Origin of the sequence: Amphibacillus xylanus NBRC 15112, from assembly GCF_000307165.1 — a bacterium.
In the GTDB taxonomy this organism is placed as follows: domain Bacteria; phylum Bacillota; class Bacilli; order Bacillales; family Amphibacillaceae; genus Amphibacillus; species Amphibacillus xylanus.
Window position 1 is genome coordinate 885073 of the sequence record NC_018704.1, and the last position, 20505, is coordinate 905577.

22 protein-coding genes, 1 riboswitch and 1 other annotated feature are annotated in these 20505 nt (G+C 35.3%); of the genes, 15 read left to right on the top strand and 7 right to left on the bottom strand.

Translation table 11 applies throughout. The features are described 5' to 3' along the window. Positions 1 to 21: 21 nt before the first annotated feature. Positions 22 to 243 (bottom strand): NifU family protein, encoded by a 222-nt coding sequence (locus tag AXY_RS04370; protein WP_015009580.1) that lies wholly within the window; start codon positions 241 to 243, stop codon positions 22 to 24. Between the two features lie 193 nt (positions 244 to 436). Between AXY_RS04370 and AXY_RS04375 the strand changes: the two genes are divergently transcribed. Next, on the top strand, positions 437 to 793 hold the full coding sequence (locus AXY_RS04375) for a HesB/IscA family protein (protein WP_015009581.1): 357 nt from the start codon (positions 437 to 439) through the stop codon (positions 791 to 793). Positions 794 to 850: 57 nt separating this feature from the next. Here the strand turns inward: AXY_RS04375 and AXY_RS04380 are convergent, their stop codons facing one another. Further along, positions 851 to 1840 (bottom strand): NAD(P)/FAD-dependent oxidoreductase, encoded by a 990-nt coding sequence (locus AXY_RS04380; RefSeq protein WP_015009582.1) that lies wholly within the window; start codon positions 1838 to 1840, stop codon positions 851 to 853. 207 nt (positions 1841 to 2047) lie between these two features. Between AXY_RS04380 and AXY_RS04385 the strand changes: the two genes are divergently transcribed. Further along, positions 2048 to 3262, top strand: coding sequence for an NAD(P)/FAD-dependent oxidoreductase (locus AXY_RS04385; RefSeq protein ID WP_015009583.1), 1215 nt, complete (start codon positions 2048 to 2050; stop codon positions 3260 to 3262). Between the two features lie 43 nt (positions 3263 to 3305). After that, the gene (locus AXY_RS04390; RefSeq protein ID WP_015009584.1) at positions 3306 to 3527 is read left to right on the top strand and encodes a hypothetical protein; all 222 of its coding nucleotides are present in this window, start codon (positions 3306 to 3308) and stop codon (positions 3525 to 3527) included. Positions 3528 to 3608: 81 nt separating this feature from the next. Here the strand turns inward: AXY_RS04390 and AXY_RS04395 are convergent, their stop codons facing one another. The 3 genes from AXY_RS04395 to deoD all read right to left on the bottom strand — a co-directional run bounded on the left by AXY_RS04395 (position 3609) and on the right by deoD (position 5557). Next, positions 3609 to 4082, bottom strand: a complete 474-nt coding sequence (locus AXY_RS04395; protein ID WP_015009585.1) for a divergent PAP2 family protein — start codon at positions 4080 to 4082, stop codon at positions 3609 to 3611. A gap of 81 nt (positions 4083 to 4163) precedes the next feature. Continuing rightward, the gene (locus AXY_RS04400; protein ID WP_015009586.1) at positions 4164 to 4760 is read right to left on the bottom strand and encodes a biotin transporter BioY; all 597 of its coding nucleotides are present in this window, start codon (positions 4758 to 4760) and stop codon (positions 4164 to 4166) included. A 77-nt stretch (positions 4761 to 4837) separates the two neighbouring features. Next, positions 4838 to 5557: a purine-nucleoside phosphorylase gene (gene deoD / locus AXY_RS04405; RefSeq protein WP_015009587.1), complete on the bottom strand. Its 720-nt coding sequence runs from the start codon at positions 5555 to 5557 to the stop codon at positions 4838 to 4840. A 243-nt stretch (positions 5558 to 5800) separates the two neighbouring features. Between deoD and AXY_RS04410 the strand changes: the two genes are divergently transcribed. Beyond that, positions 5801 to 6064, top strand: a complete 264-nt coding sequence (locus AXY_RS04410) for a phosphocarrier protein HPr (RefSeq protein WP_015009588.1) — start codon at positions 5801 to 5803, stop codon at positions 6062 to 6064. 194 nt (positions 6065 to 6258) lie between these two features. Here the strand turns inward: AXY_RS04410 and AXY_RS04415 are convergent, their stop codons facing one another. Next, on the bottom strand, positions 6259 to 7428 hold the full coding sequence (locus AXY_RS04415) for a MalY/PatB family protein (protein ID WP_015009589.1): 1170 nt from the start codon (positions 7426 to 7428) through the stop codon (positions 6259 to 6261). 258 nt (positions 7429 to 7686) lie between these two features. On the opposite strand from AXY_RS04415, the gene yugI reads away from it, so the two are divergent. The 11 genes from yugI to AXY_RS04470 all read left to right on the top strand — a co-directional run bounded on the left by yugI (position 7687) and on the right by AXY_RS04470 (position 19476). Beyond that, positions 7687 to 8049 (top strand): S1 domain-containing post-transcriptional regulator GSP13, encoded by a 363-nt coding sequence (gene yugI, locus AXY_RS04420; protein WP_015009590.1) that lies wholly within the window; start codon positions 7687 to 7689, stop codon positions 8047 to 8049. A 179-nt stretch (positions 8050 to 8228) separates the two neighbouring features. After that, positions 8229 to 9575 (top strand): glucose-6-phosphate isomerase, encoded by a 1347-nt coding sequence (locus AXY_RS04425; protein ID WP_015009591.1) that lies wholly within the window; start codon positions 8229 to 8231, stop codon positions 9573 to 9575. Positions 9576 to 9691: 116 nt separating this feature from the next. Beyond that, entirely contained in the window at positions 9692 to 10747 is a 1056-nt protein-coding gene (locus AXY_RS04430) for a M20/M25/M40 family metallo-hydrolase (RefSeq protein WP_015009592.1), read from the top strand. A 389-nt stretch (positions 10748 to 11136) separates the two neighbouring features. Then, positions 11137 to 13026: an asparagine synthase (glutamine-hydrolyzing) gene (asnB, locus tag AXY_RS04435; RefSeq protein ID WP_015009593.1), complete on the top strand. Its 1890-nt coding sequence runs from the start codon at positions 11137 to 11139 to the stop codon at positions 13024 to 13026. 65 nt (positions 13027 to 13091) lie between these two features. After that, positions 13092 to 13228: riboswitch (FMN riboswitch) on the top strand. 157 nt (positions 13229 to 13385) lie between these two features. Beyond that, the gene (locus AXY_RS04440; protein ID WP_015009594.1) at positions 13386 to 13964 is read left to right on the top strand and encodes an ECF transporter S component; all 579 of its coding nucleotides are present in this window, start codon (positions 13386 to 13388) and stop codon (positions 13962 to 13964) included. Between the two features lie 179 nt (positions 13965 to 14143). Continuing rightward, on the top strand, positions 14144 to 15373 hold the full coding sequence (locus tag AXY_RS04445; protein ID WP_015009595.1) for a DNA polymerase IV: 1230 nt from the start codon (positions 14144 to 14146) through the stop codon (positions 15371 to 15373). Positions 15374 to 15388: 15 nt separating this feature from the next. Then, entirely contained in the window at positions 15389 to 15724 is a 336-nt protein-coding gene (locus tag AXY_RS12240; RefSeq protein WP_015009596.1) for a YolD-like family protein, read from the top strand. A gap of 75 nt (positions 15725 to 15799) precedes the next feature. Further along, a complete protein-coding gene (locus AXY_RS12245) occupies positions 15800 to 16414 on the top strand; it encodes a hypothetical protein (protein ID WP_015009597.1) in 615 nt (204 codons plus the stop codon). 14 nt (positions 16415 to 16428) lie between these two features. Further along, positions 16429 to 16902 carry an RNA deprotection pyrophosphohydrolase gene (gene ytkD / locus AXY_RS04460; RefSeq protein WP_015009598.1) on the top strand — a complete coding sequence of 158 codons (474 nt, stop codon included), beginning with the start codon at positions 16429 to 16431 and terminating at the stop codon, positions 16900 to 16902. A gap of 253 nt (positions 16903 to 17155) precedes the next feature. Further along, positions 17156 to 18355, top strand: a complete 1200-nt coding sequence (gene metK / locus AXY_RS04465; RefSeq protein ID WP_015009599.1) for a methionine adenosyltransferase — start codon at positions 17156 to 17158, stop codon at positions 18353 to 18355. 35 nt (positions 18356 to 18390) lie between these two features. Further along, positions 18391 to 19476: a tetraprenyl-beta-curcumene synthase family protein gene (locus AXY_RS04470; RefSeq protein ID WP_015009600.1), complete on the top strand. Its 1086-nt coding sequence runs from the start codon at positions 18391 to 18393 to the stop codon at positions 19474 to 19476. Here the strand turns inward: AXY_RS04470 and AXY_RS04475 are convergent. After that, positions 19473 to 20054 (bottom strand): tRNA (mnm(5)s(2)U34)-methyltransferase, encoded by a 582-nt coding sequence (locus AXY_RS04475; protein WP_015009601.1) that lies wholly within the window; start codon positions 20052 to 20054, stop codon positions 19473 to 19475. The two genes, AXY_RS04470 and AXY_RS04475, sit on opposite strands and share 4 nt — an antisense overlap. A gap of 224 nt (positions 20055 to 20278) precedes the next feature. Next, positions 20279 to 20496, top strand: a binding site (T-box leader). Positions 20497 to 20505: the final 9 nt, after the last annotated feature.

Below are 20505 nucleotides of genomic sequence, written 5' to 3' on the forward strand. Positions count from 1 at the left end.
TTTTGTGTTTGGTTTGTTTAATTAGACGATCTGCTCTATTTCACGCACACCAGGTACTGCTGATACGAGGGCACGCTCAATTCCTGCTTTTAAAGTAATCATTGAGCTTGGGCAACTGCCACATGCTCCAAGTAAACGGAGACGTACAATTCCATCATTCACTTCTACGAGTTCAACATCGCCACCATCACGTAGTAAGAATGGACGTAATTTATTTAAAGCTTCTTGGACTTGTTCATGCATCATCCATCTACTCCTTTCTCTCTTGCTTGTTTCAGTATAACATTTATTTAATGAATAAAAAAGCAATTGAGATTATTTCTCGGGAAATAATCAGCGAAATTAGGAAATATAAGGATAACAGAACGGTAAATTTGAATTCATAGTACTTTTTACGTATACTATTGTTTAAGAAAGACGAGGAGGGTAAGGGTTGATGGTTCTCCAAATTACTCAACAAGCTAAAGAGCGTATGATTGAATTGTTAGGTTATGAAGATAATGATCAGCTTAGACTTCGCTTAGGTATAAAGGACGAGAGTTGCAATGGCTTGTCCTATACATTAGGTTTTGATCAGAATTATGATCATCAGTATGATTACTTAACTAATATAAATGGTATTCCAGTAACGATTAAAAAAACAGATGTCAGTGTTATCACAGGTACGACGATAGACTTTAAGCAAAACATGATGGGAGGAGCATTCACCATTGATAATCCAAATATAGTAAAGTCATGTGGATGCGGCTCTGAAAATAATCCAAGCCAACGTCAAAGCGTATCGGAAAAATGAGAAAAACAAAATGCTACCTAATAAAGTTAAATTCACTCTATTAGGTAGCATTTTTAATTAATCAAACATGTCTGTTGAGTGTCTTGGCTGTAGTCTTGCATCAGGCTCGATGTGTGCCATTGCGTTATTAATCGCAGTAGGCCCCTCACCAAAACCAGTAGCAATTAATTTTACTTTTCCTGGATAAGTACAAATATCACCTGCTGCATAAATACCTTCAATATTTGTTTCCATCTTTGAATTAACGACGATGCTATTTTTTTCAATTTCTAATCCCCAGTCTTTAATTGGGCCTAGCTTTGAGATAAAACCGTAATTACAAATTACTTCGTCAACATCAATCGTATGAACCTGATCGCCTCTTACTTCTTTAACGACAACTTGCTCAATACGATCATCACCAATTAACTTTTCTGGAACAAAAGGTGTTAAGATATTTACACTTGATTCAGTTAACCGCTTCACGCTATGTTCATGTGCGCGGAATTGATCACGTCGATGAATTAAAGTTACCTCTTTTGCGATCGGCTCAAGCATTAAAGCCCAATCAACTGCTGAATCTCCACCGCCAAATAAAACAACTCGTTTATCTTTAAATTGATTCATATTATCAACATAATAATGGAGATTACGATTTTCAAACATTTTAGCTTCGCTTAAATTTAATTTTCTTGGTTGAAACGCTCCATTGCCAGCAGTAATAATGATCGTTTTAGAGAGATGGACTTCTTTGTTTGTCGTTAATTTGAAAGTACCATCTTCTAATTTCTCAACTTGTTCTACTGACTCTTCTAAACAAAAAGTTGGATCGAACAATTTTAGTTGTTCTTTTAGATTGTTAACTAATTGTTGGGCGCCGATTTTTGGGAACCCAGCAATATCATATATATTTTTTTCAGGGTAAAGGGCGCTCAATTGGCCGCCTATATGAGGTAGACTCTCAATAATCTTAACACTTGCTTGTCTAAGCCCACCATAAAAGGCAGTAAATAAACCAACTGGACCAGCCCCGATAATCGTTACGTCATATATTTTATTTTCTACCATTTTTTCATCCTTCCTCATTGGTGCACGTATACACAGTTAAAATCCATTTTAACATACTTGTTACAATAATAATTAAAATTAATTTTAGAATCAAGCAAGTCTGTTTGTGATTGATTTTGGTGATTGAAAAAAACAACTAAACCGGCTAAGATAAATATGACAAGATTGTGACAAAAATGATTTTAACAATCGATAGGAGGGTTTAACATGACCCCGCTTAAAATAGTAGTTTTAGGAGCTGGCTATGCTGGCTTAACAGCAATTTTAAAGCTACAGCATGCTAAAATAGAACAATCAATTGAATTGACATTAATTAATAAACATCAATATCACTATCAAACATCATGGCTGCACCGCAATGCTGCGGGCTCCCATTCTGTTAATGATACTATTTTTGACCTTAAAGACATATTAGATTTGCAGAAAGTAAATTTAATTGAAGCATCTGTTACTGACATTGATCCAAAGCAACAAATAATTAAAACTGATAGTGGTGCATATCCATATGACTATTTAATTATTGGCTTAGGTTCAGAAATTGACTCTTTTCAAATTCCTGGACTAAAAGAGCACGCCTATTCAATTACGACACTGACCAGAGCAATGCGCCTGCATCAAAGGATATTAACGATTTTAGATGAATATCGCCAAACATCAATGTCACGTGATCTCCAATTTGTTATTGGTGGTGGAGGCTTTACGGGAGTTGTCTTACTTGGAGAATTAACGGAACAATTACCGATTCTATGTGCTGAAAGAGGGATCGATTATCGTAAAATCAAACTTCTTTCAATCGAATATGAGTCAACTGTGTTACCTGAATTCGATCTCGAATTGGGCGAATATGCTATGCAACAATTAGAAAATCGACGTGTTGAATTTAAATTAGGAACAAAAATTAAGTCATTGAATTCTAATAGTATCAAGATCGAGCGGTCTGGAATTGTGGAAGATTTACCCGTTGATTTATTTGTTTGGACCGCTGGTGTCAGAGGGAACCACTTAATTGAGCAGGCCAAAATCCCAACAATGCTTGGTCGTGTTGAAGTTGAACAAGACTTAACTGTACCGGGATATCCATCAATTTATGTCATTGGTGATGTTGCGCTTGTTAAAGATCCAAAAGGGCGTGCATATTTACCTAATGCTGATATTGCCATTCAAAAGGCTAAAACAGCTGTCGATAACTTATTATTAAAGCTCTCAGGATCTGATGAGATCATTCCATTTGAATTCAAAAATAAAGGGACAATTGCTTCGATTGGTGCTAAAGATGCAATTGGTGTGACAGCTAATGGGAGAAGAATTTTTGGTAGACCTGTTGCTTATTTGAAGAAGTTATCTGATTATCAGTTTTTATATGAAATTGGTGGATGGAAGCTTGTAAGAATGCAAATGAAAAAGAGAAGTAGTATAGATTGAAATGAAATTGGCGACCCTGTCTAGATAGGAAGGGAGTTTAGCGATGAAAAGATTTATCTACTATCTCATCTTAACGTGTGTGCTTGTATTAGCAGCACTCACAACAATTAGTGCTATATCAAATATATCATTATTCGGTATTAATCAAGGGTTTGCTACACATACAAGTCAGCACTATTTCATTCGATCAATTGACTTTGATTATAAAACAGAGGCAATTGCTGCATTTAAATCGAATGAGTATAGCGAGCCAACAGCTATTTAAAAGAGGGTAAATTAAAAGCAGTTCAATGATTAGATAATGTCTTTATGACTATCTAATCATTGAACTGCTTTTTGGTTTGATTTAAAAAAGTGGGTAAGCAAGTAAAGCTAAAACAATACCAGTTAAGCCACCAAAGAAAACCTCGATTGGTTGATGACCTAATAATTCTTTTAATTCTTGCTTCTTCTCATATTCTTTTTTCTTAGACCAGCCTTTTGCTTCTTCAACAAAATATTGAAAATCTTTAACAAGCATATTTAAGACAATAGCTTGTTCACCAGCCTGTCTTCTAATTCCGGTTGCGTCGAACATGATAATAATACTAAATATACATGAGACAGCAAAAATACCGGATGATAATCCGTGCTCTATCCCAATTCCAGTCGTTACAGCAGCAACAGCAGCAGAGTGGCTACTTGGCATACCTCCAGTGCTAAATGCAAGGCCAGGCTTAAATTCTTTCGTTGCAATATAATGGATTGGAACTTTAATTCCTTGGGCAAATAATATTGCAAATAGTGAAATTATAAGTGGGAAATTTTTTAATAGAGCCACTCCTGACACATCCCTTCATCCTCAAATCAATGCTATCGATTATTATAGCACAAGTTTTTTATTTAAGTCATTCAATTCTGACTAATATTTTGGCTTTAAATGAGGCGAAATACTCGGGAACAGTCGATAATATCTGATATAAATCACCATTGCAACTAGGGCAAGACCAGCATCTTTTATTAAAAAGGGGATCATTGAAACCCAAGCTGTCAGATAGCCGACCTCGATTCCTAACCAACTGTTCATCGCTAAATACATATAACTAACACCTATTATGTAATTAACCATTACACCGACTAAGCAAACATAAATAATTGTCGACTTTGTGAAGTTTGATTTTTTTTCAGTTAGATACCCAGTTACGAAGGCAACGAAAATAAATGAGATTAAGAAACCGCCAGTATAGTTAATTAAAACAAATGGACCTCCTTGCATTTGAGCAAAGACAGGTACGCCGATTACACCTAACAATAGATAACCAATCATAGAGAGTGCACCGACTCGTTTGCCAAGCAGTAAGCCAGCTAAAATACTAAAGAATGTTTGCAGTGACAGTGGCACTGACACGCCACCAATCGGAATCGCAAGAAATGGAGCCCAGCTCGTTAGATTTGCTCCAATTGCCATTAAACAAATAAAAATAGCACTATAACATAGTTCCCTTGTTGTTAATTTCATCTTTTCCCCTCCATTGTAAACTTTATTTTTACTAGGTTAACAATTTGTAATATTTGAGAGTTTGTCTAATGACAAACTCAGTTCGAATCATTCATAATCGCTGTTTCTAAAGCGACTTCAATCATATCGTTAAAAGTTGTTTGACGTTCTTGAGCTGTTGTTTCTTCACCTGTTAAGACATGATCTGAAACAGTTAAAATCGCTAATGCTTGTCGATTATATTTTGCAGCTAACGTATAAAGGGCAGTTGCTTCCATTTCCACACCTAAGATTTGATAATTGGCTAATTTTTCAAATAGTTCTAATCCATTATCACGATAGAAGCTGTCGCTCGTAAATACGTTGCCAACTCGTAAGTTCAATTGTTTTTCTAATCCAACCTGGTAAGCATTTTTAAGTAATTCAAAGTCAGCTAATGGGGCAAAATCAATACCACCAAACACCATACGATTCACTTGTGAGTCTGTTGTAGCGCCTTGAGCTAAAATGACATCACGTACTTTGACGTCTTTTTGCAGAGCACCACATGTACCAACACGAATTAGTTTTTTTACATCGTATTCTTGTATGAGCTCATTGACGTATATTGATATCGATGGTACCCCCATTCCTGTGCCTTGAACAGAGATACGTTCATTTTTATACGTTCCAGTATAACCAAGCATACCGCGGACGTCATTATAACAAACAGGATTTTCTAAAAAATTTTCAGCAATATATTTAGCTCGTAATGGATCCCCAGGTAATAAGATTTTATCGGCAATTTCTCCTTGTTTTGCACCTATATGTGTACTCATGATTGTGCCTCCTGTACCTTTTATAGATAAAAGTTAACACAATTATTTTAATATTACAAATTATTTTGTTAGAGCGTTTAAAGCATAAAAATAGAAATATATTAGATTATTTTATGAAATGATAGATAAACTTAACAAATTAGTTCATTTCATGTTAAAATTAGTATATAATAGCTATAAATAATCTATTTTTTTAATAAGATGGATTATTTAAAATGATGATCATAGTTGGGAGGAAAGAGTATGAGAGAGCAAACGTTTACAATCACAGATGATACGGGTATTCACGCGCGTCCTGCAACACTATTAGTAAATAAGGCAGGACAGTATGAGTCTGACGTCCAAATGCACTATAATGGAAAAACAGTAAACTTAAAATCAATTATGGGTGTCATGTCTTTAGGTGTACCTAAAGGGGCAGAAATTAGAGTAACTTGCGAAGGTCCAGATGAGGATGAAGCAATCGAAGGTGTAGCAGCTGCTATTCGCGAACAACTCGGTGAATAATAAGAAAGAAAGATCTATCTCACGTGAATAGATCTTTCTTTTTTTTGGCATTTTATGCTTGATCGATCGTAAAGATTTTATTTAGAGCATAAAATGAAAAAAGCGAGCATTAATCATTAATTTCAAGCATAATACCTACTACTTCGAGCATAAAACCAATTATTTTAATTAAAAACGAAACCTGTTCACTGCATTTAACTCAAACGATCAAGTGCTGCAATAATTTTATCAACACCTACTTTAATGTATGAACTTGGACTTGCTAAGTTAAGGCGCATAAAACCACGACCTTCCTCACCAAAGCTTAAGCCATTATTCAGGCCAACTTTTGCTTCTTCATTCATAAATTTAACTAACTCACCTTGTGTGAGGTTCATCTTTCTACAGTCAAGCCAAAGCAGATAAGTTCCCTCAGGTTCGATGACGTCAATTTTTGTACAATTTGCAAAAGCCTTTTTTACAATTTGTCGATTATGATCTAACAGCTTGATTAAATGACTTAACCATTCATCTCCGTGTTGATATGCAGCTTCTAATGCTGTAATTCCTAATGTGTTTAATGATCCCATCCCATAATTTGAAAGAGCAGAAGCAATTTCTTCACGCATCTTTTTACAAGGGACGATGGCATATGATACTTGTAATCCGGCGAGATTAAATGTTTTTGTTGGTGAATAACAAGATACAATTCTATTGCTCATCATAGTATCGAGCGAATTTAACGGTATGTGCTGATAAGGCTGATAAATAAGATCAGCATGAATTTCATCAGAAATAATTAAGACATTGTATTTTTTCGCAAGCTCTAAAATTTTCACAAGCTCACTTTTAGTCCAAACTCTTCCAACTGGGTTGTGCGGACTACAGAAAAGTAATGCTTTTACACCTTGCTTAAACTTTTCTTCAAGATCATCAAAGTCAATGGTGTATTGTCCATTCTCGAAAATAAGTGGGTTTGTTACTAATTCTCTATCATGATATTTAATGATTTGATGAAAAGGGTGGTAAACAGGTGTTTGAATTAAGATTTTGTCGCCAGGATTTGTTTGAGACAAAATCGTCATATGAATTGTTGTAAGTACACCTGGGCTGTATATTATCCAATCCGGATCAATCTCCCATTTGTGTTGCTTCCTTAGCCAGTTCTTTATTGTTAGGTTCAACTGATTATCTGTTATGGTGTAGCCAAATACACCGTGTTCAATACGCTTAATTAATGCATCTTTGATTGGTTCAGCAATTTCAATGTCCATATCAGCAATCCACATCGGTTGGACATCATCTGAACCAAAGATATTTTTGACTAGATCCCATTTTGCTGAACGCGTGCCTTTTCGATTAGGTAAGGATTTAAAGATTGTCATTATGTGTTCGACTCCTTTTTGAATACTACTGTACTTTACAGTTGGAAATTATTATAACATAATTCTGTTTTATTCCGTATGATTTGTTCGTATCATTTGTATAGATTGAACACATAGTAAATAATAAGGAAAAGCAAAAATATTGTCGTTTATTTTAAAACTGTGTTAGAATATATAATTGTGTATAAAACTATCGGTGAATCCAACGATTATTTGTAATCGTTATTGATTTGTCAATCAAAAACAGGAGTTGTTATTATGTCAGAAAAATTAACAGTAGGTCAAGTATTAACAGGTAAAGTAACGGGTGTTCAACCATACGGTGCATTTGTAGCTTTAAATGATCAAGTTCAAGGACTTGTTCACATTTCAGAAATCACTCACGGATTTGTTAAAGATATCAATGAGCATATCGCAGTTGGTGATGAGGTAAATGTTAAAATTTTAGCAATTGATGAAGAAAAAAATAAATATTCTTTATCGATTCGTGCAACTGAGGAAGCCCCAAAGCAAGCTAAACCGAAAAGACAAGCCCCGGCTATGCAACAAGATGAGCAAGGTTTCAACACATTAAAAGATAAACTTGGTGAGTGGTTGAAGCAATCTGATCTAAATAAATAATTAAAATATCCAGGTCAAGTTATTATTACTTGATCTGGTTTTTCTTTTATCATTATTCGTTAAAATAGACTAGAAATTCACATGGTTTTTTAATCTTCACAATTTTTATTTTTCTTACTTGATTTCAAACCATTATTTAGGTATCTTTAGTTTAGACTATTAATAAGGGGGTCAATTATATGACACATGTACGCTTCGAATACGATAAAGCATTACCGTTCTTCGGACAACATGAATTAGACTATTTAAAAGAGCCTGTTAAATTAGCTCATGAAATGGTGCACAATAAAACAGGTGCCGGAAACGACTTTTTAGGTTGGGTCGATTTACCAGAAAACTATGATAAAGAAGAATTTGACCGAATTAAAAAAGCAGCTGAGAAGATAAAGACAGATTCAGATGTTTTATTAGTTATCGGTATCGGAGGCTCTTATTTAGGAGCTCGTGCAGCAATTGATATGCTGAATCACTCATTCTACAATGTACTATCAAAAGACCAACGTAAAACACCTCAAGTTATATTTGTTGGAAATAGTATTAGCTCAACATATATGAAAGATGTCTTTGATTTGTTAGAAGGCAAAGATGTTTCAATTAATGTTATTTCAAAAAGTGGAACAACGACTGAACCAGCAATCGCATTCCGTATTTTCCGTAAATATCTAATTGATAAATATGGTGAAGAAGAAGCAAAAGGCCGTATCTTTGCAACAACTGATAAGGCAAAAGGTGCTTTAAAGACACTTGCAGATGAGCAAGGTTATGAAACATTCGTTATTCCTGATGACGTTGGCGGCCGCTACTCTGTATTAACAGCGGTAGGATTGCTTCCAATCGCAGTAACTGGTGTTGATATTGACGCGATGATGGAAGGTGCTAAAAAAGCTCAGGATGAATTAGCAAATCCTAATCTTGATGAAAACCCAGCATACCAGTACGCTGCAATTCGAAATGTTCTTTATAATAAAGGTAAAACGATTGAAATGTTAATCAACTATGAGCCAGCATTACAGTATTTCTCTGAGTGGTGGAAACAGTTATTTGGCGAAAGTGAAGGAAAAGACTTTAAAGGAATTTTCCCATCATCAGCTAATTTCTCAACTGACTTACACTCACTAGGTCAGTATGTACAAGAAGGTCGTCGTGATCTATTTGAAACTGTTTTACATGTTGAAAAACCACGTCATGACTTGACGCTTGAGAAAGAGGATCAAGATCTTGATGGTTTGAACTATCTTGCTGGACAAACTGTTGACTTTGTAAATGAAAAAGCATATCAAGGAACAATGCTTGCTCATACAGATGGTCAAGTTCCAAACTTAATTATTCATTTACCAGAACTAGATGCTTATACATTTGGATATATTGTTTATTTCTTCGAGAAGGCTTGTGCAATTAGTGGGTACCTACTTGGTGTAAATCCATTTGACCAACCAGGTGTTGAAGCTTATAAGAAGAATATGTTCGCACTGCTTGGTAAACCAGGTTTTGAAAAAGAAAAAGAAGAATTAGAAAAACGTCTATAATTGAATTAAACTCGTTAGTGATTCAGTTCGCTAGCGAGTTTTTTTCATATTGGAAGATATATTTATAACTGATTTTTTGCTATGATAGTGATAGTTTTAGAAAGGGGTAACGTATCATGTTAGAAAACCAAGATTTTTTATTAGAACTACTTAATACACCATCTCCATCTAGTATGGAAGTAGAAATTCAAAAAAAGTGGATCAACTATGTGAAAGATTTTGCCGATGAGATTATTACGGATCATGCGGGTAATGCAATTGGTGTTTTAAATAAAGATGCTCAATTTAAAATTTTACTTGCTGGTCACATTGATGAAATTGCACTAGTTGTTAATCGCATTGACGAGGATGGTTTTATTTATTTTGATGAGGTTGGTAGGGTTAATCCGAAAGCTGCAATCGGAATGAGAGTACGAATCCAAGGTTATGGGAAAGAATTGATTGGTGTGATTGGCGTTAACGCTCAACACCTCGGTGGAATTAAAGGTGACTTTGAGCTAAGTGATCTTTTTATTGATGTCGGTGCAAAATCAAAAGCTGAAGTTGAACAATATGTTCAAATTGGCGATTTAATTGTTTATGATCGTAAACCAGAGATTTTAATGGATCGCTATATTGCAGGTCGTGGCTTGGATAATCGTACAGGTGCATTTATTGTAGCGGAAGTTTTACGAAAACTAGCTAATCGTGATGTGAAAGTCGGTGTTTATGCTGCAAGCACAGTTAATGAAGAGACGAATATGGGTGGTGCTTATTTTGCTGCATCGGGCATTGAACCGACAATGGCAATCGCATGTGACGTGACATTTGCAACAGATCATCCGAACGTTGATCGCAATAAATATGGTGCGGTTAAGTTAGAAGGTGGTCCGGTGATTGCTAAAGGTGCGCCAATTAACCGTAAAATTAATCAGTGGTTAGAAAATACAGCTGAAAAATTAGATATGGCAATTCAATATGAGTTAACTCCGCGCTATACAGGAACAGATGCAGACCGAATGCGACTAACAGGTAAAGGTGTCCCTGTCGCTTTAGTGTCATTACCATTGCGATATATGCATTCACCTGTTGAAACAGTTAGTATAAAAGACATCGAGCAAGAAATTGAATTATTAGTTGAATTTATTGCTGGCTTAACAGGAGAAGAAAATCTAAATCCATTAGAAGATTAATTAAAAAATGTAGAGGTCAAATCCTCTACATTTTTTTGTTTTTTAGATTCAATCTTAAATAGTGTTGATAGGTTTCATAATTAGTCGAGAATAACTTTATTTTAGTTTTAATAAAGATACAACTTGTTCACCGCAGGTGAAATACACTCGCTTTCCGCATGCACGGCTTTTAGCTAACTGCGCTTTATAACGTGAGTTATAAAATTAAATATACTTAAAATAAAATAACGTTAATAAGTTTTCAAACTCACCAACGTTATATATTGTACAACCGTTTTTCACAGTATTTAATGGATATATTTCCTCTAAAACCAAAAACAACTGTAACTTTTATCTAGCTTAATAGACTAATTAAGTGTCAATTAATATTTGAGAAGAGGAGAGTTGTTATGTCTGATTTTTTTGTTGTGCTTCAATTGTCATCGTTAATATCTAGTGAAGAGAGTCAAGATGACACTTCACAGTCTTCACAACAAATGCAAAATCTTGGTCCGATTAGTGATCCTTTTTTTCAAAATAAATACGTTAAATTTGCAATGCCACAGTCGTGTGGTGTCAATCAAGAACAAACTAATCAATTCTATGTCTCAAATGATAAATCTTTTGCCGTTATTTTCACAGGACAAATAGATAATGCAATTGAATTACGCAAACATTTACAAGAAAGCGGCTATGTCTTTAATTCAAATAGCGTGTCAGAAATGCTGTTACACCTATTTGTTGAATATAAAGCGCGTGCATTTAAAAAACTTCGTGGAAGGTTTGCAATCGCAGTTTGGAGTCAGGAGGAAAAAACAGTTTATGCTGCAAGAGATCGGTTAGGATTGCAACCACTTTATTATCATATAACTAATGAGTCACTTTATATCTCAAGTAGTAAGAAGTTACTTAATGACAATACGAGTAATACTCAATTAAACCGCCAAGCGCTTCAATATTATTTTAATTTTCAATACGTACCAGAACCTTTTACTTTAGATAAGCGAGTGAATAGGTTAGAGGCTGGTCATTATCTTTTCCACAAATATGATGAACAGGTACAGATTCATCGTTATTGGCAACCGTCATTTTCTCATCTTTTTCTACAACAAGATCAGTGGGTCAAACGTATCCAAGACAGCTTGATTGAATCAGTTAGCAAACAGATGAAATCAGATCAAAGAATCGGTGCATTTTTATCTGGAGGGATCGACTCATCCTTCATAGTATCAATCGCAAAACAAATTAACCCGTCTATTAAAACTTTTTCTGTTGGCTTTGAACAGGAAGGTTTTTCGGAAGTTGATATTGCCAAACAAACAGCGGCCGAACTTGGAATTGAAAATTACGCTAAGATCATTACTGCTGAAGAATATATAAAAAATTTACCGCAAATTATTGCGCAGATGGACGATCCACTAGCTGATCCATCATGTGTACCTTTATATTTTGTCGCCCAAGAAGCACGAAAGCATGTCGAAGTAGCTTTATCGGGTGAAGGTGCTGATGAATTATTTGGTGGTTATCGAATTTATCGAGAGCCACTTTCGTTAAAGGTATTTGATTACATACCGACTAAGATGAAAGAAATGTTGCATCGACTTGCTCAAATGATGCCAGAAGGCGTAAAGGGTAAAAGTTATTTAGAACGCGGGACGATCCCGTTAAAAGATCGCTATATTGGTAATGCAAAAATGTTTGAAAATGATGAACTCAATAGTGTACTTATGCACCATGATCCTAATATTACTTATCAACAGATTACGGAACCATTGTATCAAGATGTGTCTACGTTACACCCGGTTGAACAGATGCAATATGTTGATTTACACACTTGGTTGCGTGGCGATATTTTAATGAAGGCTAATCAAATGTTGGCATCTCACGCTCTAGAATTACGGACGCCATTTTTGGCCGATCGTGTTATTGATCTGGCAATGGGGATTCCTGTTAACTTAAAAATTGCTAAAGGTACAACGAAGTATATTCTTCGTGAGGCTGCAAAAGGAATTGTTCCTGAACATGTCATTGATCGTAAAAAGCTTGGCTTTCCTGTTCCGATTCGCCATTGGTTGAAAAATGAGATGTATGACTGGGCTAAACAAGTGATTAATGAAAGTGAGACGGATGAATTAATTAATAAAGCGTATTTTATCAAATTACTTGATTTGCATCGCCAAGGGAAAAACGATTACAGTAGAAAGATTTGGACGGCAATCATATTTATGATTTGGCATCGAATTTTTGTTAAAGATGATCAAATTGATCATCAATTAGACGAAAAAAGAAAGATTAGTTAAAGAATTAAGCATATATCTTCACAAACTCATCGTTATCGACTATAATATAATTAATTAAATATCGATTAAATCTTCGGGGCAGGGTGTAATTCCCGACCGACGGTAAGCAACATGATGTTGTAAGTCCGTGACCCACTTTCTAAGTGGTTGATCTGGTGTAATTCCAGAACCGACAGTAAAGTCTGGATGGGAGAAGATTAAGAGTAATTTGGCGTAGCCATTTATTTCTTGATACCTATTTTTATCCTAAGGCCCTTTTCTGCTTTAGGATTTTTTGTTTTTTTGGTCAAGAAAGTTACTCTCCCTTCATCAATTTAAAGATTTTAATCGATATTAAAAAGATGAAGGAGGATGTTGATATGAAAAATCAATCATCAAAGTTATTAAAATTAATTATCTTGTCGCTGTTTGGGACGATTTCAATGGTGTTGTTATTTTTAAACTTCCCATTACCATTTCTCCCACCATATCTAAAAGTAGATTTTGGTGAGGTTCCTACTCTATTGGCTGCTTTAATTTTCTCACCAATGGCTGGTGTGATCGTGCAGTTAATTAAGAATTTACTTTATTTATTGTTTACTGGTGCAGCAGATCCAGTCGGAGTATTTGCGAATTTTGTTGCAGGGATCACTTTTGTTATTCCAATTTCAATGATTTATCACAAATTTAAGGGAGATAAAAGTTTGATTTCTGGTCTAATTACTGGAACGATCATTATGACACTTGCGATGGGACTGTTAAATTACTTTGTCCTGCTACCGATCTACAGTAATATTATGGGCTGGGGCGATATGTCTAGCGCCGTCATGTTAAGCACCATTTTTGCTGGTGTGATCCCATTTAACTTGGTGAAAAGTGTGATTGTATCTGTCTTATTCGTACCAGTGTTTCTTAAGCTAAAACCATGGATCAAACAAAAGCATGCCATCTTTAATTAATTATTAAACTTACAAGCCTTTTCTTAACTGAGAAGGTTTTTTTATTTCCTCTTTTTTATAAAAATCAAATGACTGATTTATCCACACAAATAATTCCACTTGAAAAAGAACGTACGTTCGAATAAAATACAATTACAAACATATGTTCTTATTATAGCTTCTTAGGAGTGAATAGACAGATGAGTAGGACGATCTTTTTAGTAGATATGCAATCCTTTTATGCTTCCGTTGAAAAGGTGAGTCATCCAGCATTACAAAACAAACCGGTTATTGTTGCGGGAGACCCAAAACAGCGAAGTGGGATTGTATTAGCTGCATGTCCTCTTGCGAAAAAATTCGGGGTTAAAACAGCTGAATCATTATGGGAGGCAAAAGCAAAATGCCCAGAACTGGAGGTTATTCAACCTCATATGTCTCTATATTTAAAAGTTTCCTATGAAATAACAAAAATCCTTGAGCAATACTCTGATCTTGTTGAGGTTTATTCAGTCGATGAACAATTTCTTGATGTGACAAATACAATTCATTTATTTAAAACGAAAGAGCAGCTAGCAAAGCAAATTCATGATGAAATTTTTGAAACAATAGGTGTCGAGTCAAGAATTGGGATTGGTCCAAATAAAGTATTAGCTAAAATGGCGTGTGATAATTTTGCCAAGAAAAACAGAACAGGAGTAGCGGAATTAAATGAATCTAATCTTAAATCTTTACTTTGGCCGCTTCCAATCAATGCGCTATTTGGTGTAGGAGGTCGGATGCGTGTTCATTTAACTAATATGGGTTTGCACACGATTGGTAACCTTGCTCAATATCCTGTTAAATGGTTACAGAAACGGTGGGGGATTAACGGTGAAGTTCTGTGGCGATTGGCGAATGGAATTGACCAGAGCCCTGTCGTACCAAGAACACATCAAACGCAAAAAGCAATTGGGCACCATATGACATTACCGAGAGATTATGAAGCGCGAGAAGATATTTATGTTGTCATTAAAGAATTATCAGAAGAAGTCGCTCGTCGTGTGCGAAAGCAAAATTATCTTGGTTTGACTGTATCGCTTCAAGTTCAAAGTAATCGGTTTAAAGAAAAGTTAGGTTTTAATCGGCAACTGACTTTGAGAGAGCCTACTCAATTAGGTCGTGTGATTAATGAAACTGCAAAAGTGTTATTTGACAAGTACTGGTTAGGTTATCCTGTTCGAGCGCTAGGGATCTCATTAGCGCAATTAATGCCCAAAACAGAAAGACAGCTGTCGTTTTTTGATGACCCAACTGAAGAAGAACAATTGGCGATCATGATTGATCGAATTAGAGAAAGATATGGCTTAACAGCAATTATGAATGCATCGTCTTTATTAGATGCTGGTCAAGCTCGGATTAGAGCGACAAAAATAGGTGGTCATAATCGTTAGAAGGAGTAAGGAAAGATGAAAAATAAATTAACTGAAGGCTCAAATTTAATCTGGGAGTCAAGTCGAATGATGTTACCAGAGCATAAAGCTTTATTGCGTCAGCATGAAGAGAATCGGTCTAAGAAGCAGCGCCCTGATTATGATGAGCAGATGTTGGCAGCTTTTTTATATGAAATAGAGCTTGCTTATATAGAGAATAGAATCGTTAAGCTAACATATTATGAAAGTGATGCACATCATCAATGTGTGGGACGAATAAGTGACATTGATCGAGACAAACAACAAATTCAGTTCGTTACTGAAACAGAGAAGTTTTACTTTTACTTAACAGAATTGGTTTCGATTGAATAAGAAGTATGGTGATAGTGTTTAAAATGCGTCTAATAGTGGTAGATTAAATTAACAACAAGAACTTGAGGTGAGCAAATGAAGCAGAACAAATTTATTATTTTAGTGACAACAATTACGTTGATTTTGGTCGGTCTGCTTCTGCTATCTTATCAATTACCAACAAAGAAAGATCATCAAGCGGTTGCTGAAGATGGATCATACCGTTCTATGCAGAGTATGGAAAAAACTATCGTAATAAAAGAAGATATTGTACAATTAGATCGAGCGACTGAACAACATCTATTAACAGAAGATGTTATAATTGATAAAGTGGAAGCTTTTATTAATATTTTTCTTCAAGATATTGATCAAGATTATAAGGTAAAAGGCATATCAACTAAAGAAGCTTTAATTGATCGTTATCAAGATATCGTTTCGAAACAAGCTGTTCAACCTTATATTGATTACTATTTTGAAGAGCATGACGGTGGGCTTTACATCGTGCCAACAGAATTACCGCCATGGTTTATTTCAGGTAATCCGTATGAAGTGACGCAATTAGACAATGGTAACGTTGTAATTGAACAAGAAAATGAGATAGACTTGTATGGTCGATACCGAATACTGATTGAATTTTCTCAGGAGGATAATTGGCAAATTGTTAGGATTGAACACCTGCCCGCCGAAGATGAACAACTAGATCTAATTTGAAAGTAGCGATGAAGATGTATGTTTTTCGAGATTATTATAATAATGTGGTTAAGCTATCTTTTGAAAAGAATCCTTTTTCCGAAGAACCGATGCACGTCCTCGTTATTTGTCGATATCAAGACAAATGGCTGTTAACGAAACATAAGACACGGGGTTTAGAATTCCCAGGTGGGAAAGTAGAAGAAAATGAAACTGCGCAAGAGGCAGCTATCCGAGAAGTCAAAGAAGAAACAGGTGCCAATATTGCCGATATTCATTATATTGGACAATACCATGTTGAAGGTAAGGGAGATCAAGTAGATAAAAATATTTACTATGCCCGAATAAGTGAAATCGTCGAACAACCCACTTATTACGAAACAGATGGGCCGGTATTACTCGAAAAACTACCTAAAAATATCAAGCAGAAACGTCAATTTAGCTTTATAATGAAAGATGATATTGTTAAGCGTAGCCTTGAACAAATTAACAAAAAGTTTAAAGACTAAGCGTCTGCCCTAATGGTCAGGCGCTTAGTTATTGCCGCTGGAAAGAAATGATGTTTGAAAAAAGGATAAAATTCAGTTACTTTGACTATAGTAGCAATCAAGTGAAAACATAAAAATGCACCATTAATCTACAGAAATTTTTAAAAATCGCCATAGTTTTGTTGTCAAGTTATGATATGATAGAAAACAACCAAAAGTTATTGGATATAAAATGAGAAATATAGTGTAAGAAAGAGAAGGGAGATTTGACAGAATGACTGCAAATCGTCGATTATTCACGTCAGAATCAGTAACTGAAGGGCATCCGGATAAAATCTGTGATCAAATATCAGATGCTGTTCTAGACGCAATATTAAAAGAAGATCCGCTAGCTCGCGTAGCTTGTGAAACTACTATTACAACTGGACTTGTACTTGTTTCAGGTGAAATTACAACATCAACATATGTAGATATACCGAAAATTGTTAGACAAACTGTGAAAGAAATTGGTTACGTTGATTCGGCATATGGATTTGATTATGAAACTTGTGCTGTGCTCACAGCGATTGATGAACAATCACGTGATATTGCAGATAGTGTTGATCTTGCATTAGAGGCAAGAGAAGGTCAGATGACTGATGAGGAAATTGAAGCAATTGGAGCAGGCGATCAAGGACTTATGTTTGGTTATGCAACAAATCAAACACCAGAATATATGCCATTACCAATTTCGTTAGCGCATAAGCTAGCAAAACAATTAACCGATGTTCGAAAAAATGGTCAACTAGATTATTTGCGTCCTGATGGAAAAACTCAAGTAACGGTTGAATACGATGAACAAAATCAGCCAATCCGGATTGATACAATTGTTATCTCTACACAACATGATGCAGACGTATCACTTGAGCAAATTCAATCAGATATGAAAGAATATGTCATTAAAGCCATTGTTCCCAATGAATTGCTAGATGATCAGACTAAATACATCATCAACCCTTCAGGTCGCTTTGTTATTGGAGGGCCACAAGGTGATGTTGGCTTAACTGGACGCAAAATTATTGTTGATACGTATGGTGGCTATGCACGACATGGTGGTGGTGCATTTAGTGGTAAGGATGCTACAAAAGTCGATCGTTCAGCTTCATATGCTGCTCGATATGTAGCTAAAAATATCGTTGCCGCAGGACTTGCAGATAATTGTGAGGTTCAATTAGCTTATGCTATTGGAGTTGCTGAGCCTGTGTCGATTTCAATTGATACATTTGGAACTGGAAAAGTAAGTGAAGAAAAGTTAATCGAAGCGGTTCGTGACCTATTTGATTTACGACCTGCGGGAATCATTAATATGTTACAATTAAGAAAGCCTATATTTAAACCAACAGCAACATACGGTCATTTTGGCCGAACTGACGTTGAATTTCCATGGGAGCGTTTAGATAAAGCTGAAGCAATTAAAGCGTTTGTTAACAAATAAACTGTTTTAGTTTGATCTGAAATGGAGTGGAGAACATGAATGAGCGTGATTATCGATCGGCTACTCAATTAGCAAAGACAGCAGTAAAAAAGATTATACCTGCTGTTAATGAAGAGTTGCATTATTGGCACACACGTGCCGAAAAAATCCCTAATCCTAATCTTCGAAAGCAAGCATTGCAAAGTATTGAAGCAAAAGCTTTCCATGCTAGGGGCGGGGGAATTTATGCGATGCTAGCTAAAGATAAATGGAGAGAGGCGATTACATTTATAGTCGCCTATCAGACGATAAGTGATTACTTAGATAATCTATGTGATCGCAGTGATTCGTTAGATCCGATCGATTTTCGTTCATTACACCAATCGATGCTGTCAATATTTAATCTTTCAAATGAAACCATAAATTATTATCATCACCGACAGGATCAAGATGATGGTGGTTATTTGGATGAATTGGTTCGAGTATGTCAAAAGCAGTTGCGTCAACTACCTGATTACGGATTAATTCAAGAACAATTGCTTGAATTAGCAATGAAATATATTGACCTTCAAGTTGATAAACACGTACTGCCAGAAGATCGGGTTGAACGCTTGATAAAATCGTTTGAAAACAATTCACTATCTGATCGTACGATTGCATGGTATGAATATTCAGCAGCGACAGGTTCCACATTAGCTATTTTTTGTTTGATAAGCTACGCATATCAAAAAGATCGTTTATCTGCAACAATAATAAGTGATATTTATCATGGTTACTTTCCATACATACAAGGATTACATATTTTACTTGATTATTTAATTGATCAAGAAGAAGATCGTTTAGAAAATGATTTGAACTTTTGCTTCTATTACCCAAGTCATGAGGAAATGGAGCAGCGGATTGTTTATTTTATTGATCAAAGTAAAAAAAGCGTCCGCCATTTGCCAGACGATCATTTTCATCGTTACATATATGAAGGTTTATTAGCACTTTATTTAGCTGATCCTAAAGTACATACGATAAAAGATGGCCAAAGATTAAAAAGAAGATTATTAAAAGCTGGTGGATATAGAGCGAGGTTCTTTCACTGGGGAATTCGCTTTCTTAATCGCCATATAAAAACGACAGATCAAATTTTTTAATTTAATCTGTCGCTTTTTTTTTCGATCGCAATGACAAAAGGTGGATTGTTTTTTTGATTAATAAAGCCATAGCTAATACAATTAAATATTTTCTGATCTAGCTGCTTCACATACTCAAGTAAGGCGTCTTTCTCTTCTTTCCCACCAGGATGCCCGTGATAAACAACACAGACAATGAGTCCACCTAGTTTTAATCGATCAATAATTTGCTGAATCGCATCAATTGTATGGTTTGGTTTAGTAATAACTGATTTATCACTGCCCGGCAAATAACCAAGATTAAAAATAGCAGCACCGATTTGTTGGTTCTCCGTTTGATCAATGTAATACCCAATTCGATCATGACTATCATGAATCAATTCAACATTCGTGATCGATTCGTCAGCTAAACGTTTTTTCGTATTTTCAATTGCTTCTGCTTGAATATCAAAAGCATAAACCTTACCTAAATCACCAGTTGCGCGGCTTAGCATGACGGTATCGTGTCCATTACCACACGTTGCATCAACGACACAATCGCCGGGTTGAACAGCCTGCTCAATTAAGTGATGGGCAAATGGAATCACACGTTTTAACATTTTATTGACACCACCATTCATTTTGAAAAAAATATTTGTCACATATAAGATTGTAATGAAATAGTATAAAAATCAATCGGTTCTTTTTAATTTCAACCGATTGATTAGATAAATACCATTGGTTATTTTACCATAAGAAATAAGAAAACGCATAAAATCTTTAATTGAACAAAGCTTTACTTGACAAATAGAGTTGATTTCACTAAAATACTGTTAAAATATGATGAACGACGATGAGAAGGAATAGTAATCATTTGTGTATGTCTAAAGAGAGGTAACGGTTGCTGAAAGTTATCCATACCGATGATGAACTCACCTTTTATGTTGCGATTGTGAAATTTAAGTAGTGATCGCCGTATTCTGCGTTAAAGAAAACAAAGTGAACATTTTGTACAATGTTAATTTTGGGTGGTACCGCGGGAAAAAAGTTCTCGTCCCAGTTTTGGGACGG